The sequence below is a fragment of the Bradyrhizobium sp. AUGA SZCCT0283 genome, from assembly GCF_018130385.1.
Taxonomy (GTDB): domain Bacteria; phylum Pseudomonadota; class Alphaproteobacteria; order Rhizobiales; family Xanthobacteraceae; genus Bradyrhizobium.
Map to the genome: position 1 here is coordinate 1 of NZ_JAFCLU010000005.1, position 26,512 is coordinate 26,512.

Here is a 26,512-nt window from a genome sequence, read left to right on the forward strand (position 1 = left end):
CCAGCCAGCATGGTGAATCAGAAGCCCGCTGATTTGGGAATCCCAAATCGATTCAACCTAACCCCATCCCGCTTTAGAACGGTCGAACCATCAACGATTCATGAGGGGCCTCGAGATGAAGAGCCAGAAGCAGAGGTGATCGATGCCGCGATGTCGGCAAGAGACCTGAGCAAGATCAGCGGATCATCTTTCGAAGGAATAAAGCCACGCCGCGTCCAAAAATTCGCGGCCTTGACGTCGACGGCATTGGCGATGAGTGCGCGCCCGCCAATCAGGCTGGCCGCAGTTACACAACGTTGCAGTGCGTGCTTAAGCAGTCCGGTGCCAATTCCTTTTCCGCCATAGTTCTGATCTGCCGCAAGCTGGCCCAACAACAGGCAAGGAACGGGATTAGGCGGCTGACCGGTGCGGATCGATCGCGGCCGCGTTCCAGGAAGAACAACCGTAGGTGCGAGGCCGTAATAGCCAAGGACCCGATTGGCTTGATGAACGACCATGACGGCCGTGAAACCCTTCTCCTGATTGGAGAGCGCGCGTGTTTTCAGCCATCGATCCAGAGACGGCTTGCCACAGGAGAACCCAGAGACGTCGTGAGCCGCTGTAAGTGGCTCTGGCTCGGAAATTGCCACCTGTCACTTTTCGGCTTTTGCGTCCCTGGATTCCCATGGAGCGGTGCGTCGAAAGAGTTCGACCATTTCAGGTACCGGGCGCCCGGGTTGCGAAAGCACTTCAATAAAGGCCTTGAAGCCGGCCGGACTCATGCGGATGGGCGCCGTTTCCATCAGAACATCTTCCGCCGCGCGTACCGCAGCCTCGCGCACGAAATCGGTGCGCGAACGGCCGCGCAAGCTGGCCGCACGATCGATAATGGCGATGTCAGTTTCGGGCAGCCGCATCGATAGCGGATGCTCTTTTCGTTTTATGACGCGCGGCATTCGGGATCTCCTGCGGCAGAAATCGACCGATATTTCGGTGTAGTGCATTTTGCAATACGAACCTTTCAAGTTGCCAAACAGATATGTTCATGATCTGTTCTAGTCTACCATGGACAAGTTTGCAAGCCGTAGTAGTGCCCGATTATTCCTCGCGGCCGTTCCCGATGCAGGCACAGCAGAGCGAATTCACCAATTGGCTGGCGTGCTCAAACGCGCGCATCATTTTGACGGCAAGCTCATCGCACCAGAGCGGCTGCACATTTCGTTGTTCGCTCTCAGCGGGCTGCCTGAGGGCCAGCTTTGCGCCGCGTGGGAGGCGGCCATGGATGTGCGAACCGAGCCGTTCGAGGTCTCGTTCGATCGCACGGCAAGCTTTCGGGGGCGGCCGGGCAATCGCCCGTTCGTCCTTGTCGGAGAGAAAGGATTGCGCCTGCTGCAGTCCTTTCGGCAAATGCTCGGCGCGGCAATGACGCGAAGAGGGTTGAGGCAGCTGGCCAACACGAATTTCACGCCACATGTCACGTTGTTGTATGACGCGCGTAGCGTAGACGAGTATCCAATCGAACCGATTGGCTGGACGGTTACGGCGTTCGTACTCGTCCGCAGCTTGAATGGCCACGAACACCTCGTACGGTGGCCTCTGTGGGTATGACGGGTAATTGGCGGAGTTTTCCGGCGGACATTCCGCGACCTATTATTTCGTCATAGTGAGCCGCTGCATCATCTCTTCGATCGAATTGAACAGATGCGTTGGTCCCGCCGCCTGCAGCGCGCTCGGAAGTGCGTAACCCCAGGCGACCGCGCCCGAATCCATGCCGGCGACTTTCGCAGCTTCGATATCGCGGATCTCGTCGCCGATGCAGATCGTCTCCGCGGGCTTCGTTCCGAGCTGTCGCGCGACGCGTCGAAACTTCCAGTGCTTGCCGAACAACGCAGCGCCGCAGTCGAAGCGGGTGATCAGGCTGGTGGCGGGTCCGAGCACTTGCCGGACGGATGCTTCGCTGTCGGAACTGACGATGGCGGTCTTGATGCCGAGGTGTTGCAGGGCGGTCAGCATTGCAGGGATGCCAGAGAACAGCGATATCTCGCTCGCGGCGGCGAGTTTGCGCTTTCGCATGTCGCTGACGATGGTCGGCAGTTGCCACATGGATACGTTGAGCCGCGCCATGATTTCGCGCGCGGGCATTCCGCGCAGCCCTTCCATCTCGTCGTCGCGGACGGGCGCAAGATCGAACCGCGTGATCATGTCCTGGAAGGAGGCACGAAACCAGGGAAGCGAGTCGGCCAGTGTGCCGTCGAAGTCGAAGATGGCGAGGCGATAGCGGGTCACGGGAAATCAGCCTTCAGCGGGTCACGTGTCATCGCCGCCGAAATAGGCCGGCTTGCCCGTGGTCCAGGTTTCGCCCCACAGCTGACCACCGCCGTCGACTGTCAGCGTCTCACCGGTCACGAATTTCGCCGATGGTCCGGCGAGGAAGACGCTGGCCTCGGCGACGTCCCAGGGCGAGCCTGTGCGCATCATCGGGTTCGAGCGCGGGTAGGCCGCGCGTGCCTCGGGCGTATAGACGTTCCAGCCTTCGGTTTCGATCGCGCCGGGCGCCACGCAGTTCACCCGAATGTTAAGCGGCGCCCATTCGACCGCGACGGCGCGCGAGAGCCCGATCACGCCGCTTCGCGCGGCGATGGTGTGGGCAATGCCGTACAGGCCGTGTGTCGTCACGACCACGATGTTGACGATGCTGCCGGGATGCTTGCGGTCGCGCCAGTGCTGCGCGGCAGCCTGCATCATGTACCAGGTGCCGTTCAGGTTGGTGTTGATGACGGCGTTCCAGCCCTTCACCGAAAAATCGATCGCAGCCTGCGGGAACTGTCCGCCGGCGCTGTTGATGAGACTGTCGACGCGGCCATGCGCGGCCCAGATCGTGTCGAACAGGGCGTTGACCGCATCGGGCTCCTTGATGTCGGCTGTATGCGCGGAGGCCTTGAGACCGCGGCCCGCCAATTGGGCCACCAGCGCGTCGAGCTTGCCTCCATCGCGCCCGACCACGGCGACATATGCGCCCAGCCGCGCGAACAGCCAGGTGATCGCCCGCCCGATCCCGCCGGCGCCGCCCGTTACGACGACGACCTGATCCTTACATGCATCGGCCGCGAACATGGTCGGGTGAGCCGCAAGCTCCTCATCAGTGAGGCCGAGCTTCGCCGGAGACGGTTGATCGGTCATGAACGGCGCGGGCCCTTGTTATATGCGGCATCAGCCGTACATTAGCCGCGCAACAATAACCATGCAAAACGAGTTTCGATGCCCGATCTCTCCACCTTCCCGATCACCAAACGCTGGCCCGCCAAACATCCCGACCGCCTTCAGCTTTATTCGCTACCGACGCCGAACGGCGTCAAGGTCTCGATCATGCTGGAAGAGATCGCCTTGCCCTACGAGGTGCATCTCGTCGACTTCAACAAGGACGATCAGAAGACACCGGAATTCCTGTCGCTGAATCCGAACGGCAAGATCCCGGCTATTCTCGATCCGGACGGGCCCGGCGGCAAGCCGCTGCCGCTGTTCGAGTCCGGGGCGATCCTGCAGTACCTCGCCGAGAAGACCGGCAAGCTTCTGTCAGCCGACCCGGCGCGGCGATACCAGACCATCCAGTGGCTGCATTTCCAGATGGGCGGGATCGGACCGATGTTCGGGCAGGTCGGCTTCTTCCACAAATTCGCCGGCAAGGAGTATGCCGACAAGCGGCCGCTCGAGCGCTATGTCGCCGAGTCGAAGCGCCTGCTGGATGTGGTGGAGACGCGGCTTGCCGGACGGCAATGGATCATGGACGAGGAATACACCATCGCCGACATTGCCATGCTCGGTTGGGTGCGCAACCTGATCGGCTTCTACGGTGCGCGCGATCTCGTCGCATTCGATACGCTGAAGCAGGTGCCGGCATGGCTGGAACGCGGGCTCGCCCGGCCGGCGGTGCAGCGCGGGCTCGATATACCGAAGCGGCCCTAGGCGGCGTGCTTGAGCAGCTCGTAAATAAGAGGATTGTCGGCGCAGGCGCCGAAGCCGCATTCGAGCAGCGTCGTCACCACGTTGGCCGCCGTGAGCGCGATCACCAGCCACACCGCGGTTTGCGCGAAGGCGCCGCCGGCGGCCGGCAGCACGTCGCGGTCCTCCTCGAACTGGCGGTCGAACAGCAGGATCGCAGCAAGCAGGACGATGGCGGCAATGAAGCCGAACAGCGCCCACGTGTAATAGTGATAGCCGAGCAGCGCCGAACCATAGCCGGCGTCGCCGGGCATGATATGCAGCAGCACCTGCCGGGTCGACGCGACCGCGCCTGCGACCGCCGCCAGCAGCGACACCGCATAGTGGCTGGGGCGCGGTCCGAAGCGGATATTGAGGATCGGCCCGACGGCCAGCGCCGCGAACAGGATGCGCTGCAGCAGGCAGAGCGGGCAGGGCAGTTCTTGAAGGATGAACTGCGCCGCATAGGCCGCCGCCAGCACCAGCGCCACCGCGTAGAGGCTGAGTGCGTTCAGCGTGATGGCGCGCATCTGGGTCATGCGTCCCTCAGAACGACAGTTTCAGCGTGTCGGTCGCATGGTGCAAATAGGTGGCGACGCACCCGATCAGGACGGCCCCAAATAGCCCCAGCGCCAGTGGACGTTGACCGCGCCAGGCGATCAGCATCACGATGGCCGTGCCCAGAAACAATATGGTGAATTCCATCGGCTGGTTCCGGCGGAGAAGGATGCGCCAGTCTATGATAGATTCGCCGATCTGCTTAACTCTAATCCGGTCCGACGGGACCAATAACGCCATTCCGGAATGCAACGAAATGCCCATCACCATCTACGGCATCAAGAACTGCGACACCATGAAGAAGGCGCGCGCCTGGCTCGACGATCACGGCGTGGCTTACGACTTTCACGACTACAAGCTTGCCGGCATCGCCAAGGACAAGCTCAAGCAATGGTCCGACGAGCTCGGCTGGGAAACGCTGCTCAACCGCGCGGGCACGACATTCAAGAAGCTGCCGGACAGCGACAAGGAAGGCCTCAATGAACGCAAGGCGCTGGCGCTGATGCTGGCGCAGCCCTCGATGATCAAGCGCCCGGTGCTCGATCTCGGCGGCAAGTTGCTGGTCGGATTCAAGCCGGACGTCTACGGCAAGGAAGTGCCGCCCAAATCGCGCGGCCGCAAGGCCTAATCGAGGTCGATAACTTCGCCGGCGGAATGCGGGCCTGCTTGAGCCGGCACGAAAGTGCGATCGATGATCGCCCTGACCTGAATCACGGGCTCGGCTTTCGGCCTCAGGCCCATGAGGTTGCTGATCTTGAAGCCGCCTTCAATGCTGATGCTCTTGAAGGAGCCGACGATCTGCTGGACCGCCTCGCCGCCGCCGAACGGCATCAGCAGCCGTTCATAGGACACCTCCTTGCCGTCGGCGTCCTGCACCGTCGAGATCGAATAGGCTGGCCGCCTGTGCCGAAGGCAGGCGCGATACAGGTCGACAACGTTGGCATATCGCTCGGGCCCGACTTTCTCGTCGAGAAAGCGGGGCCGTTCGGCGGGATCGATGCGTTCGTTGCCGTAGGTGGTAGCCAGCCTGGCGCCTTGATGCGTAATCAGGAAACGTGCGCCGTCGCCCTCGCCGACAGCGTCATATCCCATCATGTCGACCATCTCGTCGTCGATGCGATCGAGGTGAAAATCCCGGAGGAGAGGCATGGGCTCGTGCTTGCCGGCCGCGCGCAGCCATTCGTTCAGGAGATAGCGCTGCCTGATCGACTTGACTACCGAGGGATCGGCACCCGCGAATTCCATTACGGTTTAACCGAATTCCAGGACATCGCCGGACGGAATGCGGCCCGGCGCGCGATGGAAGAGGTCGCGGTCGATGATGGTGCGCAGCTTCGGCACCGGCAGCTTGTCGTTTCCGCGCATCAGGTTCTTGATCTCGAAGCCGCCGTCCTCGCTGATGGTCTTCAGCGAAGCGATGATGTGGGTCACGCTGCCGTCATCGGAGAACGGCAGCAACAGCCGCTCATAGGCGACGATTCGCCCGTAGATGTCATCGATATTGGCGATGGTATAGGCGGGAAGGCGGCGCGCGATGCATTCATAATAGACCGGCATCACGATCGGAGCGAGCCTTGCGCCCAGATACTCGTCGAGATAGCGGCCCTTGCCGGTATTCCCATAAGCGGTCGACATCCGCGTCCCGTCGCTCTGGATGGTCAGGCGCGGCGGCTGCGTGCCGGTATCGACAGTGTAGAACACCAGGTCAGGAAGTTCGTCCTCGAGCCGCGCCGGCTGGTATTCCGGCATGCGCGGGATCGACTGCTCGCGGGCGTATAGCCGCAGCCAGGTGTTCAGCAGGTCGCGCTGTTTGATGGATTTGACGACCGACGGTCCGGCGCTTTGAAATTCCAAGGCGGCAATTCCTGACTATCTAAATCGCGTGATGATGCGCCGGAGGCAGAAATATTGTGTGAAAGCGCTTGATTGCAGCAGAACACCGTTAACGATGGCTTGCCGGCGCGGAGATCGCGCTGGAGCGCGGACGGGCGGGCCAGCCGGGCCGCGCAGTCGGCGCCATTCGACTTATGGCGCAATCCGGAACCGGCACGCGTTTTCCCCGTGGCAGCTTTCCACCTTGCCTAACCCATGCCGTTGACGGCATATTCCGGCCCGGAGGCGGCGGGCTCGGACGGTTTTCCAGGACGTCAGAGCCTGCCCGAGCAGGGAAAAATTGGCCGCGCGCGAGCGGACAGGCTGATGGGGGAAATTTGTTTGGCTGATGAGTTCATTCTCGAAACCCACGGATTAACCAAGGAATTTGCGGGTTTCTTCGCCGTTCGTGATGTCGCCCTCAAGGTGCGCCGCGGCAGCATTCATGCGCTGATCGGGCCAAACGGCGCCGGCAAGACGACATGCTTCAACCTGCTGACCAAGTTCTTGAGGCCGTCGGCGGGCCAGATCCTGTACAAGGGACAGGATATCACCGCGATGGCGCCGGCCGATGTGGCGCGTCTCGGGCTGGTGCGTTCCTTCCAGATTTCGGCGGTATTTCCGCATCTGACGGCGCTGGAGAATGTCCGCGTCGCCCTGCAACGCCAGCACGGTTCTTCGTTCGATTTCTGGCGTTCCAAGAGCGTGCTCGACCGCTTCAATGGCCGGGCGCATGAGCTTCTCAACGATGTGGGCCTGAGCGAGTTTGCCAACACGCCGGCGGTCGAGATGCCCTACGGCCGCAAGCGCGCGCTCGAAATTGCGACGACGCTGGCGCTCGACCCCGAGATGATGCTGCTCGACGAGCCGATGGCCGGCATGGGTCATGAAGACATCGACAAGATCGCTGCGCTGATCAAGCGCATTTCGGCGAAGTACACCATTCTGATGGTCGAGCATAATCTCTCCGTGGTCGCCAACCTGTCCGACATCATCACGGTGCTGACGCGCGGGCAGGTGCTGGCCGAAGGCAATTATGCTGAGCTGTCCAAGGACGAGCGCGTCAAGGAAGCCTATCTGGGGGCCGGTCATGCCTGAGTTGAAAATGGCCGAAGCTGCCGCCAAGCCAGCGGGCGCGGACATTCTTTCCGTTTCCGACCTGCAGGCCTGGTACGGCGAATCTCACATCCTTCACGGCATCAACTTCAATGTGAAGGCCGGCGAGGTGGTTACGCTGCTCGGCCGCAACGGCGCCGGCAAGACCACGACGCTGAAATCGGTGATGGGAATCATCGGCAAGCGCACCGGCTCGATCCGCTTCAACAATGAAGACATCATCCGCGCCTCGTCCGACAGGATCGCGCGGATGGGCGTAGCTTTCTGCCCGGAGGAACGGGGTATTTTCGCAAGCCTCGACGTGCGTGAAAACCTGCTGCTGCCGCCGATCGTGCGCCCCGGCGGGCTGTCGCTCGATCAGATCTTCGAATTGTTTCCGAACCTGAAGGAGCGCCTCAACAGCCAGGGCACCAAGCTTTCGGGCGGCGAGCAGCAGATGCTCGCGATCGCCAGAATCCTGCGCACCGGCGCGCGCTTCCTGATGCTGGACGAGCCGACCGAGGGTCTCGCGCCCGTCATCATCCAGCAGATCGGCCACACCATCGCGCGGCTGAAGTCGGAAGGCTTCACCATCCTGCTGGTCGAGCAGAATTTCCGCTTCGCCTCCACGGTGGCCGACCGTTACTACATCGTCGAGCACGGCAAGGTTATCGACGGTTTTGCGAATTCGGAGCTGTCGGCCAACATGGACAAGCTTCACACCTATCTCGGCGTTTGATCGTTACTGCGACTGCACTCAGGATTAATGGAGACAATATGAAACATCGCATTTCAGCTCTTCTTCTCGGTACCGCCCTGGCGCTTGCCGCAGGCGGCGCTCTGGCACAGGACAAGAACGTCAAGATCGGCGTTCTCACCGACAATTCCGGACTTTACTCCGACCTCGGCGGCGCCGGCTCGACGCTGGCGGCGCAGATGGCGATCGAGGATTCCGGCCTTGCGGCCAAGGGTTGGAAGATCGACCTGGTCTCCGCCGACCACCAGAACAAGCCCGACATCGGCACTACCGTTGCGCGTCAATGGATCGACGTCGAGAAGGTCGATATCTTCGTGGATGTTCTGAACTCCGGCGTTGCGCTTGCGGTGAACAATCTGGTGAAGGAAAAGAACGCCATCATGATCAATACCGGCGCGGCGACGTCGGACCTCACCAATGCCCAGTGCTCGCCGAACACGATTCATTGGGTTTACGACACCTACATGCTGGCGAACAGCACGGGGCAGGCGCTGGTGAAGGCCGGCGGCGACACCTGGTACTTCCTGACAGCGGACTACGCGTTCGGCCACGCGCTGGAACGCGACACCGCCGCAGTCGTGGTCAAATCAGGCGGCAAGGTCATCGGCACCGTCAGGCATCCCCTGAATTCGTCGGACTTCTCCTCGTTCCTGCTGCAGGCGCAGGCGTCCAAGGCCAAGATCATCGGCATGGCGAACGCCGGCGGCGACACCACCAACACCATCAAGCAGGCCGCGGAGTTCGGCATCGTCTCGGGCGGCCAGAAACTCGCTGGACTGCTGCTGTTCATCAACGACGTTCACTCCCTCGGGCTGAAGGTGGCTCAGGGCCTGAATTTCACGGAAACGTTCTACTGGGACTTGAATGACGGAACCCGCGCCTTCTCCAAGCGCTTCTCCGAGCGGATGAAGAACAAGGCGATGCCCTCCATGGTGCAGGCCGGCGTGTATTCGGGCCTGATCCACTATTTCAAGACGATCGATGCGATGGGCGGCAATCCGCATGACGGCGTCAAGGTGGTGGCGAAAATGAAGGAGGCGCCGACCGACGACCCGCTGTTCGGCAAGGGCACGATCCGCGCCGACGGCCGCAAGCTTCATCCGGCCTATCTGTTTGAGGTCAAGAAGCCTTCGGAATCCAAGGGGCCGTGGGACTATTACAAGCTGGTCGGAACGACCCCGGCGGACCAGGCCTTCCGGCCGCTTTCGGAAAGCGCCTGTCCGCTGGTAAAGAAGTAAGAACGATAGCCCGCCGGCATCCGTGCCGGCGGGCGTCCTCTCGCGTCACAACGCGATTTGCGTCATAAACGAGATTGAGTGCGAAACCGATGCAAGCTCTTTATGCCCAGCTTTTGGTGGGATTGATCAACGGATCGTTCTACGCGCTGCTCAGTCTCGGGCTCGCCGTGATCTTCGGCATGCTCAACATCATCAACTTCGCCCATGGCGCGCTCTACATGATGGGCGCGTTCTGCGCGTATTTTCTGTTGAACGTCGCCGGCATCGGCTATTGGCCGGCGCTGATCATCGCGCCCATCGTCGTCGGCATCTTCGGCATGATCCTGGAGCGGACCATGCTGCAATGGCTCGCCGGCCTCGACCATCTCTACGGATTGCTGCTGACCTTCGGCATCGCGCTGATCGTGCAGGGCGTGTTCCAGAATTATTTCGGCTCTTCCGGGTTGCCTTACGCGATCCCCGACGAACTGAAGGGCGGCATGAATCTCGGCTTCATGTTCCTGCCGATCTACCGCGGCTGGGTAGTCGTCTTCTCTCTCGTGGTGTGCATTGCCACCTGGTACCTGATCGAAAAGACGCGGCTCGGCGCCAATCTGCGCGCCGCGACCGAAAATCCGACCCTGGTGCGGGCGTTCGGCATCAACGTGCCCAGGATGATCACGCTGACCTACGGGCTCGGCGTCGGTCTGGCGGCGCTGGCCGGCGTGTTGTCGGCCCCGATCAACCAGGTGCGGCCGCTGATGGGCGCCGATCTGATCATCGTCGTGTTCGCGGTGGTGGTGATCGGCGGCATGGGTTCGATCATGGGATCGATCATCACCGGCTTTGCGCTCGGCGTGATCGAGGGACTGACAAAGTATTTTTATCCCGAGGCCTCCAACACCGTGGTTTTCGTCCTGATGGTGCTGGTGTTGCTGGTGAAGCCAACGGGACTGACGGGACGGGCGGCCTGACATGAGCGCATTGACCGACGATACACTCCCGACATCGCCGCGGGCCATCCGAGACGAAATGATCGTGTTCGCGGCGATGGCGGTGCTGCTGGGCATGGTACCCGCGACCGGCATCTACCCGTTCTTCGTCATGCAGGCGCTGTGCTTTGCGCTGCTCGCCTGCGCGTTCAATCTCCTGATCGGCTATGGCGGCCTGCTGTCGTTCGGCCACGCGATGTTCCTGGGGACCGCGGGTTACATCTCGGCACATGCGCTGAAGGTCTGGGGTGTGACACCCGAGCTTGGAATTCTGGCCGGCGTCGTCGGCGCCGCCGCGCTCTCCGTCGTTACCGGTTTCATTTCCATTCGGCGGCAGGGCATCTATTTTTCGATGATCACGCTGGCGCTGTCGCAGCTGCTGTATTTCATCTATCTGCAGACGCCGTTTACCCATGGCGAAGACGGCATCCAGGGCATCCCGCAAGGCCATCTGTTCGGTGTCTTCAACCTCACCAATCCGACTGTACTTTATTACGTCGTGCTGGCCGGCTTCCTCGGCGGATTCTTGCTGATCTACCGCACCATCAACTCGCCGTTTGGCGAGGTGCTGAAAGCGATCCGGGAGAACGAACCGCGCGCGATCTCGCTGGGCTACAAGACCGACCAGTACAAGCTTCTCGCTTTCATCCTCTCCGGGACCATCGCGGGCTTTGCCGGCTCGCTGAAGGTGTTCGTGGCCCAGAACGCCTCGCTCACCGACGTGCACTGGACGATGTCGGGTGAAATCGTGCTGATGACGCTGGTGGGCGGCCTCGGAACGGTGTTCGGCCCGGTGGTCGGCGCCTTCGTCATCATCGCCATGCAGCAATATCTGGCCGGGTTCGGGCAGTGGGTGACGGTGATCCAGGGCGTCATCTTCGTCGCCTGTGTGCTGACCTTCCGCCGCGGCGTGATCGGCGAGATCGCGCATTATTTCCGGAGAACGCTGTAAAACTGCCGGTTTTGGCGCATTTTCCGGTGCCACAAAGCGGTGGATGACGCGGTTCCCGGGGCCTGCCGTGGCGCGCTTTGCCTTCGAATGCTCTATGACAGTTTCGTGACGGGCCGCCCGGGCGGCCGTTCCTGAACGATGGATAGTACCTATGCTGCGCTGGTTTCGTGCCTTTTTGCCCAAGGAGGAGCGGTTTTTTGACCTGTTTGCCCGGCACGCCCAGACGGTCGTGCAGGGGGCGCTGGCGCTGCAGGACATGCTGCGCGGCGGCGACGAGACCCCGGTGTTCTGCCAGCGCGTCAACCAGTTCGAAAATGACGCCGACGGTATCACCCGCGAGGTACTGACCGCGGTCCGCCGCACCTTCATCACCCCGTTCGACCGCGGCGACATCAAGAACCTGATCACGTCGATGGACGACGCGATCGATCAGATGCAGCAGACCGCCAAGGCGGTGGTGCTGTTCGAGGTCCGCACTTTCGAGCCGCCGATGCGCGAGATCGGGACGCTGCTGGTCGAGTGCGCCAATCTGGTCGGCCGCGCGCTGCCGCTGATGCAGTCGATCGGGAGCAATGTCGCGATGCTGACCGCCATTACCGAGGAGATCGGAAAGCTGGAGGGCCGCATCGACGATCTCCACGATATCGGATTGAAGGAACTGTTTCTCAAGCATCGCAGCGGCAACACGATGGATTTCGTGGTGGGGGCCGAGATCTACAAGCATCTTGAGAAAGTGTCCGATCGTTTCGATGACGTCGCCAATGAGATCAACTCGATCGTGATCGAACAGGTATAGGGCAGGGCCATCACGTGGATGCCACCCTCGGTCTTCCGATTCTGGTCTTCTTGATCGCGGTCGCGCTGCTGTTCGACTTCCTCAACGGGCTGCACGATGCGGCCAATTCGATCGCAACGATCGTGTCGACGCGGGTGCTGCGCCCGCAATATGCGGTGATCTGGGCCGCTTTCTTCAATTTCATCGCCTTCCTGGTGTTCGGGCTCCATGTCGCCAATACGATCGGCACCGGCATCATCGAACCGAGCGTCGTCGATGCCACCGTGATCTTCGCAGCACTGGTGGGCGCCATCGTCTGGAATCTGATCACCTGGGCGCTCGGGATTCCCTCGTCCAGTTCGCACGCGCTGATCGGCGGGCTGGTTGGCGCCGGCATGGCAAAGGCCGGAATTTCGGCGGCGGTCTGGACCGGCCTCTCCAAGACGCTGCTGGCGATCGTGCTGTCGCCGCTGGTCGGGTTCCTGTTGGCGCTGGTACTGGTCGCGATCGTGTCCTGGCTGTCGGTGCGCTCGACGCCGTTCGCGGTCGATCGCGCGTTTCGGATCCTGCAATTCGTGTCGGCATCGCTCTATTCGCTCGGCCATGGCGGCAACGATGCGCAGAAGACCATGGGCATCATCGCGGTGCTGCTGTACTCGCAGGGCCACCTCGGGTCGGATTTTGCAATCCCGTTCTGGGTCGTGATCTCCTGCCAGGCGGCCATGGGGCTCGGCACATTAATGGGCGGCTGGCGGATCGTTCGCACCATGGGATTGCGGATCACCAAGCTGACGCCGATGCAGGGATTTTGCGCGGAAACCGGCGGGGCGGCGACCCTGTTCATGGCGACCTATCTCGGGGTTCCCGTATCCACCACCCACACCATTACCGGCGCCATCGTCGGCGTCGGCGCGGCGCGGCGGGTCTCGGCGGTGCGCTGGAACGTGGCGAGCTCGATCGTCTATGCCTGGGTGATCACCATTCCGGCTTCCGCCATCGTGGCGGCGCTGACCTATTGGGCGGCACTGTTGCTGCGCTGATCAGGTGACAAGCTTGAGCCCGACAATGCCGGCCACGATCAGCCCGATACTGGCGAGGCGGGCTGCGGTAGCAGGCTCGCCGAACAATGCGATGCCCAGGATGGCCGTTCCGACCGCGCCGATGCCGGTCCACACGGCGTAGGCGGTTCCGATCGGAAGCGCTTTCAAGGCGAGGCCGAGCAGGAGGATGCTGCCGGCCATACAGGCGAGCGTCAGGACGGATGGAACGAGCCGTGTGAAACCTTCGGTATATTTGAGGCCGATCGCCCAGCCCACTTCCATGAGGCCGGCGACGAACAACACGATCCAGGCCATCACGACCCTCCGAACTAGGCAGGGTCGTCCCCGCGGATGAGCTGTGAATTGGAAGGCCGTCCTTCCGCTGCCGATATGGGACTGGTGAGCTGCCTCCGCAACTACCAAATGAGGCTTGATTAGCCCGGTTTTCCCTGCCAAACGCTCGAGCCTCATGTCCGACATTGTCGTTTCAGCCGAATCGCCATCCCGCTCGCCGCTTGCAGATGAAGTGGCGCGGCGCCGCACGTTTGCGATCATCTCCCATCCGGACGCCGGCAAGACCACGCTGACCGAAAAACTCCTGCTGTTCGGCGGTGCCATCAATCTGGCGGGGCAGGTCAAGGCCAAGGGCGAGCGGCGCAATACCCGGTCCGACTGGATGAAGATCGAGCGCGAGCGCGGCATCTCGGTCGTGACGTCGGTGATGACGTTCGAATTCGAGGGGCTCGTCTTCAACCTGCTGGACACGCCGGGCCACGAGGACTTTTCTGAAGACACGTACCGGACGCTAACCGCAGTCGATTCCGCCGTGATGGTGATCGACGCCGCCAAGGGCATCGAGGCGCGGACGCGAAAGCTGTTCGAGGTGTGCCGGCTGCGCGACATTCCGATCATCACCTTCATCAACAAGATGGATCGCGAGAGCCGCGACACGTTCGAGCTGCTGGACGAGATCGAAAAAACGCTGGCGCTCGACACCACGCCGATGACCTGGCCGGTCGGCCGGGGGCGCGATTTCCTTGGAACCTATGACGTCGTTAACGGCGGCGTGCGCCTGCTCGAAGGCGGCGGCGCCAAGACCGGCGCCACCGAGCAGATCGACATCGCCGATCTCGCCGGCCGCAACGCCAATCTCGACGTCGCCGAGATCAAGGATGAGCTCGCGCTGGTCTCGGAAGCCTGCAAGCCGTTCGAGCTGGAGGCGTTTCGCGAAGGACACCTGACGCCGGTCTATTTCGGCAGCGCGCTGCGCAATTTCGGCGTCGGCGACCTTCTGGAAGGTCTTGGCAAGTTCGCGCCGCCGCCGCGGGCGCAAGACAGCAACCTGCGCAAGGTCGAGGCCGCTGAGCCGCGCATGAGCGCCTTCGTGTTCAAGATCCAGGCCAACATGGACCCGAACCACCGCGACCGCATCGCATTCGCGCGGTTGTGCTCCGGCAAGCTCAGCCGCGGCATGAAGGCGAAACTGGTGCGGACCGGCAAGAACATGAGCCTGTCCAGCCCGCAATTTTTCTTCGCCCAGGACCGCTCGGTGGCCGACGAGGCGTTCGCCGGCGACGTCGTCGGCATTCCCAACCACGGCACCTTGCGGATCGGCGATACGCTGACCGAAGGCGAGGACATCACCTTCGTCGGCGTTCCCAGTTTCGCGCCGGAAATCGTCCGCCGCGTGCGGCTGACGGATGCGATGAAGGCCAAGAAGCTGAAGGAGGCGCTGCAGCAGATGTCGGAAGAGGGCGTCGTGCAGGTGTTCCGGCCGCGCGACGGCGCGCCCGCGCTGGTCGGCGTCGTCGGCCCGCTGCAGCTCGATGTGTTGAAAGCCCGGCTCGATGCTGAATATTCGCTGCCGGTGGAATTCGAGGTCTCGGAATTCCAGCTCGCGCGCTGGGTCTCGTCCGACGACCGCAAGAAGCTGGAAGCCTTCATCGCCGCCAACGGCTCCGGTATCGCCGATGACGTCGACGGCGATCCGGTGTTCATGGCCAAGAACGAGTTCTATCTCGGCTATACCCGCGAACGGGCCGAGGGAATTACCTTCTCCAACGTCAAGGACGTGAAGAAGAAGGCCTGACGAGTACGCTGGCACTCCGCCCCTTCTGTCGTCCTCCGCGAATGCGGGGGACCCAGTACGCCGCGGCTTATCCGCAAAACATCAATGTCTCTGGAATACTGGATCGTCCGGTCAAGCCGGACGATGACAGGCTGAGATTGGTCGCTTGCCCACGTATGCATCCAGTGGATGCCTGCATGCACCTCGCGAAAACCCAAATCCCTTGCGCCGGACCGGTATCCGTTAAAGTATCCACTGGATGCTTATAGAAAACAGGGAGGCAAACCATGACTGATCTCGCGACCTATTCCCGTTCCGACCGGGTCGGCACCATCGTGATCGACGACGGCAAGGCCAATGTGATGTCGCTTGCGATGCTCAACGCCCTGCACGCGGCGTTCGACCAGGCGGAAAAAGACAAAGCCGTCGTGATCCTGAAAGCGCGGGGCAAGCATTTTTCAGGGGGATTCGACCTCAACGTCTTCGCCAAGGGCAGCGCCGAGGACCAGTATCTGATGTTGAAGGCGGGCGCGGAACTGGCGCTGCGCATCCTCTCGTTCCCGACGCCGGTCGTGACGGCCTGCCAGGGCAACGCCTATCCGATGGGGGCCTTCCTCATCATGTCCAGCGACCACCGCATCGCGGCCGAGGGCGACTACCGGATCGGCATGAATGAGGTCGCGATCGGGCTGACCGTGCCGCGCTTTGCGATCGAAATCGCGCGTCAGCGGCTGACGCCGGCCTATTTCAGCAGGGTGGTGATAACAGCGGAAATGTTCGGCCCCGCCGAAGCCGTCACCGCCGGTTTCTTCGACCGCATCGTCTCGGCGGACGCGCTGGAGCGCAGCGCCGAGGAGGCCGCGCAAAAGCTCGCCACGCTCAACATGGCCGCTCATGCCGCCACCAAGGCGCGGGCGCGCGGGGCGGTGATCAAGATGATCCGCAGCATGATCGACGAGGACATCACGCCACAATATGGCGAAGACCGCGTTGCCCGGCGGGCGTCGGCCTGAGACGAAAACTTCGGCCCGTCCGGTGGTGGCGTTGCGTCCCGTGCCTTTGTATGAAGGAAGCATGACAGTGAAGCCACGCCGGGCGACCTATCGCCATGGCAATCTGAAATCCGCGGCGCTGAAGGCCGCCACGCGCCTCGTGGCGAAGGCCGGCCATGAGCAGTTGAGTCTGCGCGAGGTCGCGGAGGCCGTCGGCGTCGCCCATCGCTCGCTGTACAATCATTTCGCCGACCGCGAGGCGTTGCTGGATGCGGTGGCGACCGAGGCCTATACGCGGCTCGCCGCCATCCTCGTCAAGGCAGAGACGCCACAGGACTACACCGCAAAATATGTCCGTTTCGCCCTGGCCAATCGCGCGCTCTACGCCCTGATGACCAGCCGCCCGCACGCGACCATGAAGCACAACCCGCCGCTGCAAACCGCGGTCCACAAGGTGATCACCCAAGCCATGCGGATATTCTGCCAGGATATCGGGAGCCCGGCCGAACGTCGCCGCGCGGTGATGAAGGTCTATATCACGCTTTATGGCGGCATCTCGCTCTATACGGCCGGCGTCCTCGACCAGCCCAGCGAGAAGGCCCTGATTGCGGAACTGTCGGCCATGAACGCGGGGATGTGAACGCGATCAGCCTTGATGCGGGCCAATACGCGTACCAGCTTGGTTGGGTCGCCCATGAGGACCCTGCTGCATGTTCCGGCGCACCATCGTCTGTCTGATCGGCCTGTTCGCCGGGATCAGCGCCGCCGATGCCCAGTCGCGGCGCCAGATCGACGCGACACCGTTTTCGCATGCACCCTGCAGCGTGCTCGACGGCCAGCCGTGCACGCCGTCGTTCTGCAGCGTCTTCAACGATGGTCCGTGCATTCCCGAGATCGATTATCCCTACGGCCAGAACCTGCAACTCACGATCGAAAGTGTGCCGCCGCAGGATCAGGCCGCGAAATATCGGAAGCCGGACCACGATCTCGACACGATCGGCGACCTGTTTGCGGCGCTGCGGTCCTGCTGGTCGCCGCCGCCTTCCGACATCGCGCGGCCGGGGATGCAGATGTCGGTTCGTTTCAGCTTCAAGCGCTCGGGTGAGATCATCGCCGCCCCGCGCGTGACCTATGCCACGGCCGGCGCCCCGGCAGATACCCGCGCGGCCTATCTGAAAGCGATCAACAGCTCGCTCGCAGGCTGCATGCCGCTCAACTTCACGTCCGGGCTGGGCGGTGCGCTGGCCGGGCGGCCGATCGCGATCCGCTACGTCGACAACCGCGATTTGGCCAAGCAGGCGGAGAAGCCCTGACGACGTCCGCGTGGCGCATTGCGCACCAAGCCCCTAAAATGATACGCGGATATCTTGGAAAACCAGCCGCGTAGCGGGAGGGACATCATGGGACTGCTGGTGTTGATCCTGGGCCTGATCCTGTTCTTCGGCGTTCACACGCTCACCATCCAGCGCAAGCTGCGCGCGCAGGTCATGGCCGCGACGGGCGAGGGCGGCTACAAGATCGGCTATGCGCTGGCCTCGTTCGCAGGCCTTGCGCTGATCATCTGGGGCTTTGCGAAATATCGCGCGACGGGCTGGATCGACGTCTGGAACCCGCCGATAGCGCTCAAGCACATTGCGGTAGCCCTGATGCTGCCTGCGGTCATCATGGTGGTCGCTTCCTACATCCGCGGCCGGATCTATACGACGCTGAAGCATCCGATGCTGACGGGCATCAAGCTGTGGGCTGCGGCGCATCTGCTCGCCAACGGCGATCTCGGCTCGATCATCCTGTTCGGCTCATTTCTCGCATGGGCGGTATATGACCGCATTTCGCTGAAATCTCGTTCCGACGCCGGCGCGCCGCCGATTCCCGTCGGTGGTCCCGGCAACGACCTGATCGCGGTCGCGGTCGGCCTCGTCGCCTATCTGGCGCTGGCATTCGCGTTCCATCCAGTCGTGATCGGCGTGCCCGTGGTTGGAGTCTAGCATGTCGGTTCAGTCTGCCATCAAGCGCAAAACTGCGCCGGAAATCCGCGCGCGCAAGAACGGCGAGCCGATCGTGATGCTGACGTCCTACCATGCGCATACCGCAGCCCTGGTGGATCGCCACTGCGACGTCATTCTGGTCGGCGATTCCCTCGGCAATGTCATGCACGGTTTCGAGACCACCGTGCCGGTGACGCTCGACATGATGATCCTGCAGGGACATGCGGTGATGCGCGGTTCGAAGCACGCCCTGGTCGTGGTGGACATGCCGTTCGGCTCCTATGAGGCCTCGAAGGAGCAGGCATTTCATTCCGCGGTGCGGATCTTGAAGGAAACCCATTGCGGCGCGGTGAAGCTCGAAGGCGGCGTGCGGATGGCGGAAACCGTCGCGTTCCTGTCCGAGCGCGGCGTGCCTGTGATGGGCCATATCGGATTGACGCCGCAATCGATCAACACGCTCGGTTCGTTTCGCGCGCAGGGCCGCGACGAAGGCAGTTGGGACCCGATCCTGAGGGATGCCCAGGCGATCTCGGATGCCGGGGCTTTTTCGGTCGTGGTCGAGGCGGTCGCCGAGCCGCTGGCGCGAAAGATCACGGAGACCATCGCCATTCCGACCATCGGTATTGGCGCCAGCGCGGCCTGCGACGGGCAGGTGCTGGTGCTGGAGGACATGCTGGGCCTGTCGCCGCGGACGCCGAAATTCGTTCGCCGCTATGGGGATCTCGGTCCCGCGATCGAAGCGGCGATCCAGGGCTACGCCAGCGACGTGCGCTCGCGCGCTTTCCCCGGACCCGAACACGTCTACGAGATGAAGAAGAGCTGAAGGAGCGCCATGGACTGGTCGCAGCACTCCATTCCGGCGATGCGGCTTGAACCGCGCTTCGGCGATCGTATCGTTCCGGCTTTTTGCGAGCGGCCCAAAAGTATTCCGGCGATGGTGGCCCAAGCCGTGGCACGAAATGGCGATGGCGAGGCGCTGGTCTGCGGCGCAGCGCGAATGACATGGCGCGAAGTCGCGCAGCAATCGGCGCGGATCGCAGCGGGGTTTCAAAAGCTCGGCCTTGAGCGCGGCGACCGCGTCGCGGTGCTGCTCGGCAACCGGATCGAATTCGTGCTGACGATGCTGGGCGCGGCGCATGCCGGGCTGGTGACGGTGTTGCTTTCGACCCGCCAGCAAAAGCCCGAGATCGCCTATGTGCTGACTGATTGCGGCGCGCGGCTCCTGATCCACGAGGCCGCGCTGGCCGACCGCGTGCCCGATGCGGGCGACATTCCCGATGTGACGCACCGGATCGCGGTCGATGATGATCCGCGGGTCTCGCGTTTTTCGGAGCTGGCCGCTAACGCGCCGCTGGCAGCGCCGGTCGAGGTCGGCGAAGAAGACACCGCGATGATCCTCTATACGTCGGGCACCACGGGCAAGCCGAAGGGCGCGATGCTCGCACATTGCAACATCATTCATTCGGCGATGGTGTTCGTATCGTGCCTCAATTTGACCGAGGCCGATCGATCGATCGCCGCGGTGCCGCTCGGGCATGTCACCGGCGTGGTCGCCAACATCATGACCATGGTCCGCTGCGCCGGCGCCCTGATCATCATGGCGGAGTTCAAGGCTGCGGAATATTTGAAGATGGCGGCGCGCGAGCGCGTCACCTACACCGTGATGGTGCCGGCGATGTATAATCTCTGCCTGCTGCAGCCGGATTTTGACAGCTACGATCTGTCGAGCTGGCGGATCGGGGGCTTTGGCGGTGCGCCGATGCCGATCGCCACGATCGAAAGGCTGGATGCCAAGATTCCCGGGCTGAAGCTGATGAATTGCTACGGCGCGACCGAGACCACGTCGCCGTCGACCATGATGCCCGGCGAGCTGACCGCCAGCCACATCGACAGCGTCGGCTTGCCCTGTCCGGGCGCGCAAATCGTCGTGATGGATGCCGAGGGCCGTGAGCTGCCGCGCGGCGAGATCGGCGAAATCTGGATTCATGGCGGCTCGGTCATCAAGGGCTACTGGAACAACCCGAAGGCAACGGCGGAGAGTTTTACGGCCGGCTTCTGGCATTCCGGCGATCTCGGCTCGATTGATGCCGAGAATTTCGTTCGCGTATTCGATCGCCAGAAGGACATGATCAACCGCGGCGGCTTGAAGATCTATTCGGCGGAGGTCGAATCGGTGCTTTCAGGCCATCCCGACGTGGTCGAGAGCGCGATCATCGCGAGGCCGTGCCCGGTGCTGGGTGAGCGCGTACACGCGGTCGTCGTCACCCGCGGCACGGTCGGGGCCGAGGCGCTGCGCACCTGGTGCGCCGAGCGGCTGTCCGACTACAAGGTGCCGGAAACCTTGGATGTGCGGGCGGACCCATTACCGCGCAATGCCAACGGCAAGGTGATGAAGCGGCAGCTCCGCGAGGCTTTCATGGCGCTGATTTCGGCCGCAGCGCGACAGTAAGCTGAGGCCGGCCGCCGAGTTATCGAGGCGGTTGAGGATAGTGTCGATCGACAACGACAGCGTCGGGATGCGACACGATGGTCATGAACCAGACGAGGCTAACGGCCAACGTCCAAAATGTATTCCAGTAAAGCCACGTCATTTCTGCCCGCCTAACCAACTATTTCAGCCGCTGCTCAAGCCGAGGTTCTGCCTACGAATTCATCCAGGTAGACAGGCACATCGTGCCCCTCGATGTCGCAACGGCAGCGAATTTCTCTCGCGATATCTTTGGACAAATCGTCGGTCCAGTGCTCCAGCGTGTTGAAAGCAACCACCTCGATCGGGTCATTGAATTGTCCCGACAGAAGATCGGCAATAACCGTCTCGATGTCAGCGCGCTCGGTTTTCCGAGCGAAGCCATGCTGCCCTGGACCTTCTACGACCAGATAGACCGTCTGATCGGCGCCATACGGCACACTCGGCGAAAATCCGCGCATTGCCTGATCTCCATGTAACTGAGATTCAATTGCAGCGCGGGGGAAAGGTTCCCTATAGACGCCTACGTTTTAAAAACGTCTGGCAAGTGGCGGCGACGGCCCGTCACCGCAAGATTGCCGCGACAGGGCTAGAGTTTCGGAGCGCTGCCCTTGTTGGGTGCCGAGCCTTCGCTCGGCTCGGCGGCGAGCGCCGCACTGTCGATCGCGGCGGCGCTAACGAGCTGCTTGACGTCCAGCAGGGTGAATTGCGCGATGCCGACACGGTCGGCCGGCGTACCCGGGACGAGCTGCACACTCAACACGCCATCGCAATTCGCGCCCTTGGCTTCGGTGAGCATGGCGCTCGGTTCCTTGGCCTTGGTCTGCGCGCGCTTGACGACCGCCACGCAGCTGCCGCGGACGGTGTCGCCGTTGAGCTTGACGGCGGCCCTCGGGTCGAGCGGCTTGTCGATCGCTTCCAGCGCGGTCGCTTCCTTGTACTTGCCGCCGACGGACATGATCGAGCCCTTGCGGTAGATGTAATACAGGTGTTGATCGCCGACGATGGTGGGCACGCCGTATTTGCCCATGACTTCCTTGATCATGTCCGCTTTCGACGGCTGCTGGTCCTGGGCGAAGGTCAGATTGCGTGCGACGAAATAGGCGCGGTTGGCGCTCGCGGGCGAGGAGAAGCTGGTCGAGAGCATCTCGCCGTTCTGTTTTGAGCTGGCGGGGAGGCTGAAATTCAGCGCGGCGACATAGCTGGCACCCCCGAATTTCTGCTGCTGGATGTCGGTCTTGGTGTCGGTATGGCCCTTGAAGAGGGAATCAAAGGCGGCGCGCGCGGATTCGGCGTTCGATTCAGTCGAGATACCCAAAATATCGGGGCGCAGTTTGCCCGAGAACGCCGTCTCGGGCGCCCTCGGCTTGATATCGTCGGCCAGGGACGCCGCGGGCAGGAATGCCAGTCCCAATACCAAGCTCATGGCAAGCATCGAAACCAGCGCATGGCGAGGCATGAAACACCCAAGAAATCGGGGTAAGATTCGAAATGGAAGCACGCGGGATTACGCCAAACTTTGAACCGCGATGTCAACGCTGTCAGGCGATTTCGCGGTCCGGCCGGGGCCGTTGTTAACGCTTTGATCCGCCTTGCTTTGCCTTGCCACCGCCATATCGATAGGCTACGTCGCGGCGATGCGGGGATCGGGCGCACGATGCTGCCGCCCAAGGCGCGGTTCCTCGGGGATGGGATACCTTTAAGTGTCTGAATTATTTGATGAAGTGGACGAGGAGGTCCGTCGCGATCAGCTCAAGAAGCTGTGGGACCAATACTCGCTTTATATCATTGCCGGCATGATTTTGATCATTGCCGCCGTGGGCGGCTGGCGCGGCTACCAATATCTGGAGGCCAAGAAGGCGGCCGAGGCGGGGGCTGCGTTCGACAAGGCCGTCGAGCTTTCAGAAGCCAACAAGCACGCCGAGGCCGAAACGGCCTTCGCCGATCTCGTCGCGAAGGCGCCGTTTGGTTACCGCGTGCTGGCGCGGTTGCGCATGGCGGCGGAAGTCGCCAACCGCGATCCGCAGGCCGCGGCAAAGATGTTCGATGAGATCGCCGCTGATCGCAGCGTCGGCGTCGCCGAGCAGGATCTGGCGCGGATTCGCGCCGCCCAGTTGCTGCTGGAGAGCACGAGCTATCCCAACATGAAAGAGCGCCTCGAGGCCGCTGCTGCGCCAGGCGCCACCTTTCGCCATACCGCGCGCGAATTGCTGGCGCTGTCGGCCTGGCGCGCCAACGACGCTGCGGCGACGCGGCAATGGCTGGACTTGATCGCCAATGACGGCGAAACGCCGCCGAGCCTGCGCTCGCGTGCCGAAGCGCTGCAGGCCCTACTGCCGCCGGTCGCCAAGAGCTGATACCGGCAGAACGAGTTGGGAAACCCAGTATGCGCCGCCCGCAACATTTGATCGCAGCCGCTGTCCTCATCGCGCTTTCGGGCGCGCTGGCGGGCTGTGGCAGCACTGGCAATTTCGACCCGTCCGATCTGCTCGACTTCCTCGATACCAAGAAGAAGCTGCCCGGTGACCGCAAGCCGGTGTTCCCCGACGGTGTGCCGGGCCTTGAGCAGGGCGTGCCGAAGGACCTCTACAAGGGCGCCCGTCAGCAGGACGACCCGAACACGCAGGCTGCCGCTGCAGCGCCTCCGCCGGCGGAAGAGCCGAAATCGAAGCGTGGCGCGAAATCCAAGGGCAAACAGGCTGCCGCCCCGGCCGCTGCGGACCCCGACGCCGCGCCCGAGGAGGAAGGCAGCACCGCCGCCGCGCCGCCGGCGCCCAAGCCGGCCAAGATCGTGCGCAAGCGCACCACCGCGCCGCCGCCCGATCAATCGGCGGCGCCTGCACAGTCCCCGCAACAATCCGCGTTCCCGGCGCCAATGCCGAGCGGCACTTTCACGCGCTGATTTGTCCTCTTCGTTCGATTGACACGCCCTTCAAAAAAGGGCGTTTGGATTATTTATGTCCTTTACGATCGCCATCATCGGCCGTCCCAATGTCGGCAAGTCGACGCTGTTCAACCGGCTGGTCGGGCAGAAGCTGGCGCTGGTCGATGACGAGCCCGGCGTCACCCGCGACCGCCGCGAGGGCAACGCGCGCCTCGGCGATCTCGAATTTACCGTGATCGACACCGCCGGCCTCGACGAGGGTGCCAAGGGTTCGCTCACGGCACGGATGCAGGAGCAGACCGAAACCGCGATCGAACTGGCTGACGCGCTGATGTTCGTGATCGATGCGCGCGCTGGGCTAACGCCCAACGATCGCGCCTTTGCCGATTTCGCGCGCCGCGCCAACAAGCCGGTGGTGCTGGTCGCCAACAAGAGCGAAGGCAAGCACGGCGAAGTCGGCGCGATGGAATCCTACGCGCTGGGGCTCGGCGATCCCATCCAGATTTCGGCCGAGCACGGCGAAGGCCTGAGCGACCTCTACGATGCACTACGCGTGCTGATGCCGGAGCCGGTTGAGGAGGGTGAAGAGTTCGACGATGACGACGTTATCGTGTCCGACGAGGAGCTCGCGCAGCGTCCGATCCGCGTCGCCATTGTCGGACGTCCCAATGCCGGAAAATCCACGCTGATCAATCATCTGCTCGGCGAGGAGCGGCTGTTGACCAGCGCCGAGGCCGGCACCACGCGGGATTCCATTTCGGTGGAGATCACCTGGCAGGGGCGCGAGTTCCGCGTGTTCGACACCGCAGGCTTAAGGCGGCGCTCGCGGATCGAGGAGAAATTGGAAAAACTGTCGGTGGCGGACGCGCTGCGCGCGGTACGCTTTGCCGAAGTCGTCGTGCTGATGATGGACGCGCAGAACCGGTTCGAGGAGCAGGATCTGCGCATCGCCGATCTGATCGAGCGCGAGGGCCGGGCGATCGTGCTCGCGGTCAACAAATGGGACCTGATGGAGCGGAAGGGAAATCTGATTTCCGCGCTGCGCACCGATGTCGATCATTGGCTGCCGCAGGTCAAGGGCGCGCCGGTGGTGGCGGTGTCCGGGCTGATGGGCGAGGGCATCGACCGGCTGATGACGGCGATTGAGGAAGCCTACGCGGTGTGGAACAAGCGCGTGCCGACGGCCACGCTCAATCGCTGGTTCGAGCAGGCGGTCGATGCCAACCCGCCGCCCGCGGTCTCCGGCCGGCGGCTGAAGCTGAACTACATCACGCAGGCCAAGGCGCGACCGCCGAGTTTTATCTTGTTCTGCTCGCGCGCCGACGCCGTGCCGCAATCCTATCTGCGCTATCTCATCAACTCGATGCGCGAGGCCTTCGACCTGCCTGGCACGCCGATACGGATCACGCTGCGCGAAAAGGCCAATCCGTTCGCCCACAAGCGAAAACGACCGTCATGAGCGAAGCGGCGTCCGTGCAAGCTACCGACACGCCGCCGGTACGCAGCGGCGCGGCGGCCTTTATTTTCGTCACCATCCTGCTCGACATGCTCGCGCTCGGCCTGATCCTGCCGATCCTGCCCAAGCTCGTGGAGAGCTTCGTCGACAACGATACCGCAACCGCGGCGCGGATCTTCGGCCTGTTCGGCACCGCCTGGGCACTGATGCAGTTCCTGTTCTCGCCGATCCTTGGCGCGCTCTCGGACCGCTTCGGCCGGCGGTCGGTGGTGCTGCTATCGAATTTCGGATTGGCGTTGGACTATGTGTTGATGGCGCTGGCGCCGTCGCTGACCTGGCTGTTCGTCGGGCGGGTGATTTCCGGGATCACCTCCGCGAGCATCTCGACGGCCTTTGCCTATATCGCCGATGTGACTCCGCCGGAACGGCGCGCTGCGGTGTTCGGCAAGATCGGCGCGGCCTTCGGCGCCGGGTTCATTCTCGGTCCCGCCATTGGCGGTTTGCTCGGCGGAATGGATCCGCGCCTGCCGTTCTGGATCGCGGCAGGCTTGAGCTTTGCGAACACGCTCTACGGCTGGCTGATCCTCCCCGAGTCGCTGCCGCCGGAACGCCGCGCACCGTTCCGCTGGAAAAGCGCCAGCCCGCTCGGCGCGCTGCATCTCTTGCGCTCGAACCGGATTCTCGCCGGCCTGTCGCTGGCGAATTTCTTCGGACAGGTCGCGCATGTGGTGCTGCCATCCACCTTCGTGCTCTATGCGACGTACCGCTATGGCTGGGATACGACGACGGTAGGGCTCACGCTGGCCTTGGTCGGCGTCTGCGCCATGGTGGTGCAGGGTGCGGGCGTCGGGCCGATCGTCAAGCGCCTCGGCGAGCGCCGGGCGCTGCTGCTGGGGCTTGCTTGCGGCGCGCTGGGATTTTTCATCTATGGCGCGGCCCCGACCGGGCCGCTGTTCTGGCTCGGCATCCCCGTGATGGCGCTGTGGGGCGTGGCGGGCGCGGCGATCCAGGCGCTAACGACGCAGCTCGTCGCGCCGGATCAGCAGGGCCAATTGCAGGGGGCGACCAACAGCGTCAACAGCATCGCCCAGATGGCAGGACCGTTCCTGTTCACGCTGACCTTTGCCTATTTCATCAGCGATCAGGCGCCAGTGAAAATGCCGGGCGCGCCGTTCCTGCTGGCAGCGGCGTTATTGGGATTGGGGCTGGTGATCGCGTGGCGCACGCTGGCGACGACCGCGCACGCTCGCCAAACTGATCACGGCGAATAGGGCGGTTGCTACTGTGGCCAGTTCGCAACAGCGATTCCAATTTCTCGACTTTTGGCCACACGGGACACCACGGGAACTTTCGGCAGGGCGGTTCCCGCATTAAAGTAAATCAGTTGATTCATTTTTCTATTGAAGGCCGGGGCCGCCGACGTCTCGGAAGCAAGCCATTGAAAT

General features: G+C 62.7%; 32 protein-coding genes. 21 read left to right on the forward strand and 11 right to left on the reverse strand.

Features of this window, described 5'->3' with window-relative positions:
• Positions 1-98 precede the first annotated feature (98 nt).
• A complete protein-coding gene (locus JQ624_RS09020) occupies positions 99-629 on the reverse strand; it encodes a GNAT family N-acetyltransferase (protein WP_212418523.1) in 531 nt (176 codons plus the stop codon).
• Positions 630-632: 3 nt separating this feature from the next.
• Positions 633-935: a DUF1778 domain-containing protein gene (locus JQ624_RS09025; RefSeq protein WP_212418524.1), complete on the reverse strand. Its 303-nt coding sequence runs from the start codon at positions 933-935 to the stop codon at positions 633-635.
• Between the two features lie 109 nt (positions 936-1,044).
• On the opposite strand from JQ624_RS09025, the gene JQ624_RS39695 reads away from it, so the two are divergent.
• On the forward strand, positions 1,045-1,587 hold the full coding sequence (locus JQ624_RS39695; protein WP_212418525.1) for a 2'-5' RNA ligase family protein: 543 nt from the start codon (positions 1,045-1,047) through the stop codon (positions 1,585-1,587).
• 42 nt (positions 1,588-1,629) lie between these two features.
• On the opposite strand, the gene JQ624_RS09035 is transcribed toward JQ624_RS39695, so the two are convergent.
• Together JQ624_RS09035 and JQ624_RS09040 are read right to left on the reverse strand one after the other, a co-directional pair.
• Positions 1,630-2,265: an HAD hydrolase-like protein gene (locus JQ624_RS09035; RefSeq protein ID WP_212418526.1), complete on the reverse strand. Its 636-nt coding sequence runs from the start codon at positions 2,263-2,265 to the stop codon at positions 1,630-1,632.
• Between the two features lie 21 nt (positions 2,266-2,286).
• Positions 2,287-3,159, reverse strand: a complete 873-nt coding sequence (locus JQ624_RS09040; RefSeq protein WP_212418527.1) for an SDR family oxidoreductase — start codon at positions 3,157-3,159, stop codon at positions 2,287-2,289.
• 78 nt (positions 3,160-3,237) lie between these two features.
• Here JQ624_RS09040 and JQ624_RS09045 point away from each other — a divergent pair, with 78 nt between their 5' ends.
• A complete protein-coding gene (locus JQ624_RS09045; protein WP_212418528.1) occupies positions 3,238-3,942 on the forward strand; it encodes a glutathione S-transferase N-terminal domain-containing protein in 705 nt (234 codons plus the stop codon).
• Here JQ624_RS09045 and JQ624_RS09050 read toward each other — a convergent pair.
• Together JQ624_RS09050 and JQ624_RS09055 are read right to left on the reverse strand one after the other, a co-directional pair.
• The gene (locus tag JQ624_RS09050) at positions 3,939-4,496 is read right to left on the reverse strand and encodes a disulfide bond formation protein B (protein ID WP_212418529.1); all 558 of its coding nucleotides are present in this window, start codon (positions 4,494-4,496) and stop codon (positions 3,939-3,941) included. The two genes, JQ624_RS09045 and JQ624_RS09050, sit on opposite strands and share 4 nt — an antisense overlap.
• A gap of 7 nt (positions 4,497-4,503) precedes the next feature.
• Positions 4,504-4,662 carry a DUF5993 family protein gene (locus JQ624_RS09055; protein ID WP_212418530.1) on the reverse strand — a complete coding sequence of 53 codons (159 nt, stop codon included), beginning with the start codon at positions 4,660-4,662 and terminating at the stop codon, positions 4,504-4,506.
• Between the two features lie 109 nt (positions 4,663-4,771).
• On the opposite strand from JQ624_RS09055, the gene JQ624_RS09060 reads away from it, so the two are divergent.
• A complete protein-coding gene (locus tag JQ624_RS09060) occupies positions 4,772-5,143 on the forward strand; it encodes an ArsC family reductase (RefSeq protein WP_212418531.1) in 372 nt (123 codons plus the stop codon).
• Here JQ624_RS09060 and JQ624_RS09065 read toward each other — a convergent pair.
• Together JQ624_RS09065 and JQ624_RS09070 are read right to left on the reverse strand one after the other, a co-directional pair.
• Positions 5,140-5,760, reverse strand: a complete 621-nt coding sequence (locus tag JQ624_RS09065) for a hypothetical protein (RefSeq protein WP_212418532.1) — start codon at positions 5,758-5,760, stop codon at positions 5,140-5,142. The two genes, JQ624_RS09060 and JQ624_RS09065, sit on opposite strands and share 4 nt — an antisense overlap.
• A gap of 6 nt (positions 5,761-5,766) precedes the next feature.
• Complete coding sequence (locus JQ624_RS09070; RefSeq protein ID WP_212418533.1) at positions 5,767-6,369, reverse strand: PAS domain-containing protein; 603 nt, start codon at positions 6,367-6,369, stop codon at positions 5,767-5,769.
• A 360-nt stretch (positions 6,370-6,729) separates the two neighbouring features.
• Between JQ624_RS09070 and JQ624_RS09075 the strand changes: the two genes are divergently transcribed.
• The 7 genes from JQ624_RS09075 (at position 6,730) to JQ624_RS09105 (ending at position 13,215) form a co-directional block, all read left to right on the forward strand.
• The gene (locus tag JQ624_RS09075) at positions 6,730-7,485 is read left to right on the forward strand and encodes an ABC transporter ATP-binding protein (protein WP_212418534.1); all 756 of its coding nucleotides are present in this window, start codon (positions 6,730-6,732) and stop codon (positions 7,483-7,485) included.
• Entirely contained in the window at positions 7,478-8,221 is a 744-nt protein-coding gene (locus JQ624_RS09080) for an ABC transporter ATP-binding protein (RefSeq protein ID WP_212418535.1), read from the forward strand. The genes JQ624_RS09075 and JQ624_RS09080 overlap by 8 nt, the downstream gene beginning before the upstream one ends.
• A 38-nt stretch (positions 8,222-8,259) precedes the next feature.
• Positions 8,260-9,477 (forward strand): ABC transporter substrate-binding protein, encoded by a 1,218-nt coding sequence (locus JQ624_RS09085; protein ID WP_212418536.1) that lies wholly within the window; start codon positions 8,260-8,262, stop codon positions 9,475-9,477.
• A gap of 89 nt (positions 9,478-9,566) precedes the next feature.
• Positions 9,567-10,430, forward strand: a complete 864-nt coding sequence (locus tag JQ624_RS09090; protein WP_212418537.1) for a branched-chain amino acid ABC transporter permease — start codon at positions 9,567-9,569, stop codon at positions 10,428-10,430.
• A gap of 1 nt (position 10,431) precedes the next feature.
• On the forward strand, positions 10,432-11,400 hold the full coding sequence (locus tag JQ624_RS09095) for a branched-chain amino acid ABC transporter permease (protein WP_212418538.1): 969 nt from the start codon (positions 10,432-10,434) through the stop codon (positions 11,398-11,400).
• A gap of 151 nt (positions 11,401-11,551) precedes the next feature.
• Positions 11,552-12,196 (forward strand): DUF47 domain-containing protein, encoded by a 645-nt coding sequence (locus JQ624_RS09100; protein ID WP_212418539.1) that lies wholly within the window; start codon positions 11,552-11,554, stop codon positions 12,194-12,196.
• Positions 12,197-12,210: 14 nt separating this feature from the next.
• Positions 12,211-13,215 (forward strand): inorganic phosphate transporter, encoded by a 1,005-nt coding sequence (locus JQ624_RS09105; protein WP_212418540.1) that lies wholly within the window; start codon positions 12,211-12,213, stop codon positions 13,213-13,215.
• Here the strand turns inward: JQ624_RS09105 and sugE are convergent, their stop codons facing one another.
• Positions 13,216-13,530 carry a quaternary ammonium compound efflux SMR transporter SugE gene (sugE, locus tag JQ624_RS09110; protein WP_212418541.1) on the reverse strand — a complete coding sequence of 105 codons (315 nt, stop codon included), beginning with the start codon at positions 13,528-13,530 and terminating at the stop codon, positions 13,216-13,218.
• Positions 13,531-13,684: 154 nt separating this feature from the next.
• On the opposite strand from sugE, the gene JQ624_RS09115 reads away from it, so the two are divergent.
• The 7 genes from JQ624_RS09115 (at position 13,685) to JQ624_RS09145 (ending at position 20,709) form a co-directional block, all read left to right on the forward strand.
• Positions 13,685-15,304, forward strand: a complete 1,620-nt coding sequence (locus tag JQ624_RS09115; RefSeq protein WP_212418542.1) for a peptide chain release factor 3 — start codon at positions 13,685-13,687, stop codon at positions 15,302-15,304.
• Positions 15,305-15,570: 266 nt separating this feature from the next.
• Positions 15,571-16,296, forward strand: coding sequence for a crotonase/enoyl-CoA hydratase family protein (locus JQ624_RS09120; RefSeq protein WP_212418543.1), 726 nt, complete (start codon positions 15,571-15,573; stop codon positions 16,294-16,296).
• A gap of 61 nt (positions 16,297-16,357) precedes the next feature.
• Positions 16,358-16,915, forward strand: coding sequence for a TetR/AcrR family transcriptional regulator (locus JQ624_RS09125; protein WP_212418544.1), 558 nt, complete (start codon positions 16,358-16,360; stop codon positions 16,913-16,915).
• Positions 16,916-16,985: 70 nt separating this feature from the next.
• Entirely contained in the window at positions 16,986-17,588 is a 603-nt protein-coding gene (locus JQ624_RS09130) for a hypothetical protein (protein ID WP_212418545.1), read from the forward strand.
• A gap of 87 nt (positions 17,589-17,675) precedes the next feature.
• The gene (locus JQ624_RS09135) at positions 17,676-18,260 is read left to right on the forward strand and encodes an NnrU family protein (RefSeq protein WP_212418546.1); all 585 of its coding nucleotides are present in this window, start codon (positions 17,676-17,678) and stop codon (positions 18,258-18,260) included.
• A gap of 1 nt (position 18,261) precedes the next feature.
• Positions 18,262-19,083, forward strand: coding sequence for a 3-methyl-2-oxobutanoate hydroxymethyltransferase (gene panB, locus JQ624_RS09140; RefSeq protein ID WP_212418547.1), 822 nt, complete (start codon positions 18,262-18,264; stop codon positions 19,081-19,083).
• Positions 19,084-19,092: 9 nt separating this feature from the next.
• On the forward strand, positions 19,093-20,709 hold the full coding sequence (locus JQ624_RS09145) for a class I adenylate-forming enzyme family protein (protein ID WP_212418548.1): 1,617 nt from the start codon (positions 19,093-19,095) through the stop codon (positions 20,707-20,709).
• Between the two features lie 176 nt (positions 20,710-20,885).
• Here the strand turns inward: JQ624_RS09145 and JQ624_RS09150 are convergent, their stop codons facing one another.
• Both JQ624_RS09150 and JQ624_RS09155 read right to left on the reverse strand, forming a co-directional pair.
• On the reverse strand, positions 20,886-21,188 hold the full coding sequence (locus tag JQ624_RS09150) for a hypothetical protein (RefSeq protein WP_212418549.1): 303 nt from the start codon (positions 21,186-21,188) through the stop codon (positions 20,886-20,888).
• Between the two features lie 128 nt (positions 21,189-21,316).
• On the reverse strand, positions 21,317-22,153 hold the full coding sequence (locus JQ624_RS09155; protein ID WP_249129615.1) for a hypothetical protein: 837 nt from the start codon (positions 22,151-22,153) through the stop codon (positions 21,317-21,319).
• A 277-nt stretch (positions 22,154-22,430) separates the two neighbouring features.
• On the opposite strand from JQ624_RS09155, the gene JQ624_RS09160 reads away from it, so the two are divergent.
• Genes JQ624_RS09160 through JQ624_RS09175 form a run of 4 tightly spaced genes read left to right on the forward strand, consistent with a single transcriptional unit; the run spans position 22,431 to position 26,338 of the window.
• A complete protein-coding gene (locus tag JQ624_RS09160) occupies positions 22,431-23,084 on the forward strand; it encodes a tetratricopeptide repeat protein (protein ID WP_212418551.1) in 654 nt (217 codons plus the stop codon).
• 29 nt (positions 23,085-23,113) lie between these two features.
• The gene (locus tag JQ624_RS09165; RefSeq protein ID WP_212418552.1) at positions 23,114-23,629 is read left to right on the forward strand and encodes a hypothetical protein; all 516 of its coding nucleotides are present in this window, start codon (positions 23,114-23,116) and stop codon (positions 23,627-23,629) included.
• A 55-nt stretch (positions 23,630-23,684) separates the two neighbouring features.
• The gene (gene der / locus JQ624_RS09170; RefSeq protein ID WP_212418553.1) at positions 23,685-25,070 is read left to right on the forward strand and encodes a ribosome biogenesis GTPase Der; all 1,386 of its coding nucleotides are present in this window, start codon (positions 23,685-23,687) and stop codon (positions 25,068-25,070) included.
• On the forward strand, positions 25,067-26,338 hold the full coding sequence (locus JQ624_RS09175; RefSeq protein WP_212418554.1) for a TCR/Tet family MFS transporter: 1,272 nt from the start codon (positions 25,067-25,069) through the stop codon (positions 26,336-26,338). Before der ends, JQ624_RS09175 begins: the two co-directional genes overlap by 4 nt.
• Positions 26,339-26,512 lie beyond the last annotated feature (174 nt).

Excerpts from the sequence above, each read along its gene's own strand:
- JQ624_RS09025 (WP_212418524.1), bottom strand. The coding sequence starts at position 935 with ATGCCGCGCGTCATAAAACGAAAAGAGCATCCGCTATCGATGCGGCTG.
- JQ624_RS39695 (WP_212418525.1), top strand. The coding sequence starts at position 1,045 with ATGGACAAGTTTGCAAGCCGTAGTAGTGCCCGATTATTCCTCGCGGCC.
- JQ624_RS09040 (WP_212418527.1), bottom strand. The coding sequence starts at position 3,159 with ATGACCGATCAACCGTCTCCGGCGAAGCTCGGCCTCACTGATGAGGAG.
- JQ624_RS09045 (WP_212418528.1), top strand. The coding sequence starts at position 3,238 with ATGCCCGATCTCTCCACCTTCCCGATCACCAAACGCTGGCCCGCCAAA.
- JQ624_RS09050 (WP_212418529.1), bottom strand. The coding sequence starts at position 4,496 with ATGACCCAGATGCGCGCCATCACGCTGAACGCACTCAGCCTCTACGCG.
- JQ624_RS09055 (WP_212418530.1), bottom strand. The coding sequence starts at position 4,662 with ATGGAATTCACCATATTGTTTCTGGGCACGGCCATCGTGATGCTGATC.
- JQ624_RS09060 (WP_212418531.1), top strand. The coding sequence starts at position 4,772 with ATGCCCATCACCATCTACGGCATCAAGAACTGCGACACCATGAAGAAG.
- JQ624_RS09065 (WP_212418532.1), bottom strand. The coding sequence starts at position 5,760 with ATGGAATTCGCGGGTGCCGATCCCTCGGTAGTCAAGTCGATCAGGCAG.
- JQ624_RS09080 (WP_212418535.1), top strand. The coding sequence starts at position 7,478 with ATGCCTGAGTTGAAAATGGCCGAAGCTGCCGCCAAGCCAGCGGGCGCG.
- JQ624_RS09085 (WP_212418536.1), top strand. The coding sequence starts at position 8,260 with ATGAAACATCGCATTTCAGCTCTTCTTCTCGGTACCGCCCTGGCGCTT.
- JQ624_RS09090 (WP_212418537.1), top strand. The coding sequence starts at position 9,567 with ATGCAAGCTCTTTATGCCCAGCTTTTGGTGGGATTGATCAACGGATCG.
- JQ624_RS09095 (WP_212418538.1), top strand. The coding sequence starts at position 10,432 with ATGAGCGCATTGACCGACGATACACTCCCGACATCGCCGCGGGCCATC.
- JQ624_RS09100 (WP_212418539.1), top strand. The coding sequence starts at position 11,552 with ATGCTGCGCTGGTTTCGTGCCTTTTTGCCCAAGGAGGAGCGGTTTTTT.
- sugE (WP_212418541.1), bottom strand. The coding sequence starts at position 13,530 with ATGGCCTGGATCGTGTTGTTCGTCGCCGGCCTCATGGAAGTGGGCTGG.
- JQ624_RS09115 (WP_212418542.1), top strand. The coding sequence starts at position 13,685 with ATGTCCGACATTGTCGTTTCAGCCGAATCGCCATCCCGCTCGCCGCTT.
- JQ624_RS09120 (WP_212418543.1), top strand. The coding sequence starts at position 15,571 with ATGACTGATCTCGCGACCTATTCCCGTTCCGACCGGGTCGGCACCATC.
- JQ624_RS09125 (WP_212418544.1), top strand. The coding sequence starts at position 16,358 with ATGACAGTGAAGCCACGCCGGGCGACCTATCGCCATGGCAATCTGAAA.
- JQ624_RS09130 (WP_212418545.1), top strand. The coding sequence starts at position 16,986 with ATGTTCCGGCGCACCATCGTCTGTCTGATCGGCCTGTTCGCCGGGATC.
- JQ624_RS09135 (WP_212418546.1), top strand. The coding sequence starts at position 17,676 with ATGGGACTGCTGGTGTTGATCCTGGGCCTGATCCTGTTCTTCGGCGTT.
- panB (WP_212418547.1), top strand. The coding sequence starts at position 18,262 with ATGTCGGTTCAGTCTGCCATCAAGCGCAAAACTGCGCCGGAAATCCGC.
- JQ624_RS09145 (WP_212418548.1), top strand. The coding sequence starts at position 19,093 with ATGGACTGGTCGCAGCACTCCATTCCGGCGATGCGGCTTGAACCGCGC.
- JQ624_RS09150 (WP_212418549.1), bottom strand. The coding sequence starts at position 21,188 with ATGCGCGGATTTTCGCCGAGTGTGCCGTATGGCGCCGATCAGACGGTC.
- JQ624_RS09155 (WP_249129615.1), bottom strand. The coding sequence starts at position 22,153 with ATGAGCTTGGTATTGGGACTGGCATTCCTGCCCGCGGCGTCCCTGGCC.
- JQ624_RS09165 (WP_212418552.1), top strand. The coding sequence starts at position 23,114 with ATGCGCCGCCCGCAACATTTGATCGCAGCCGCTGTCCTCATCGCGCTT.
- der (WP_212418553.1), top strand. The coding sequence starts at position 23,685 with ATGTCCTTTACGATCGCCATCATCGGCCGTCCCAATGTCGGCAAGTCG.
- JQ624_RS09175 (WP_212418554.1), top strand. The coding sequence starts at position 25,067 with ATGAGCGAAGCGGCGTCCGTGCAAGCTACCGACACGCCGCCGGTACGC.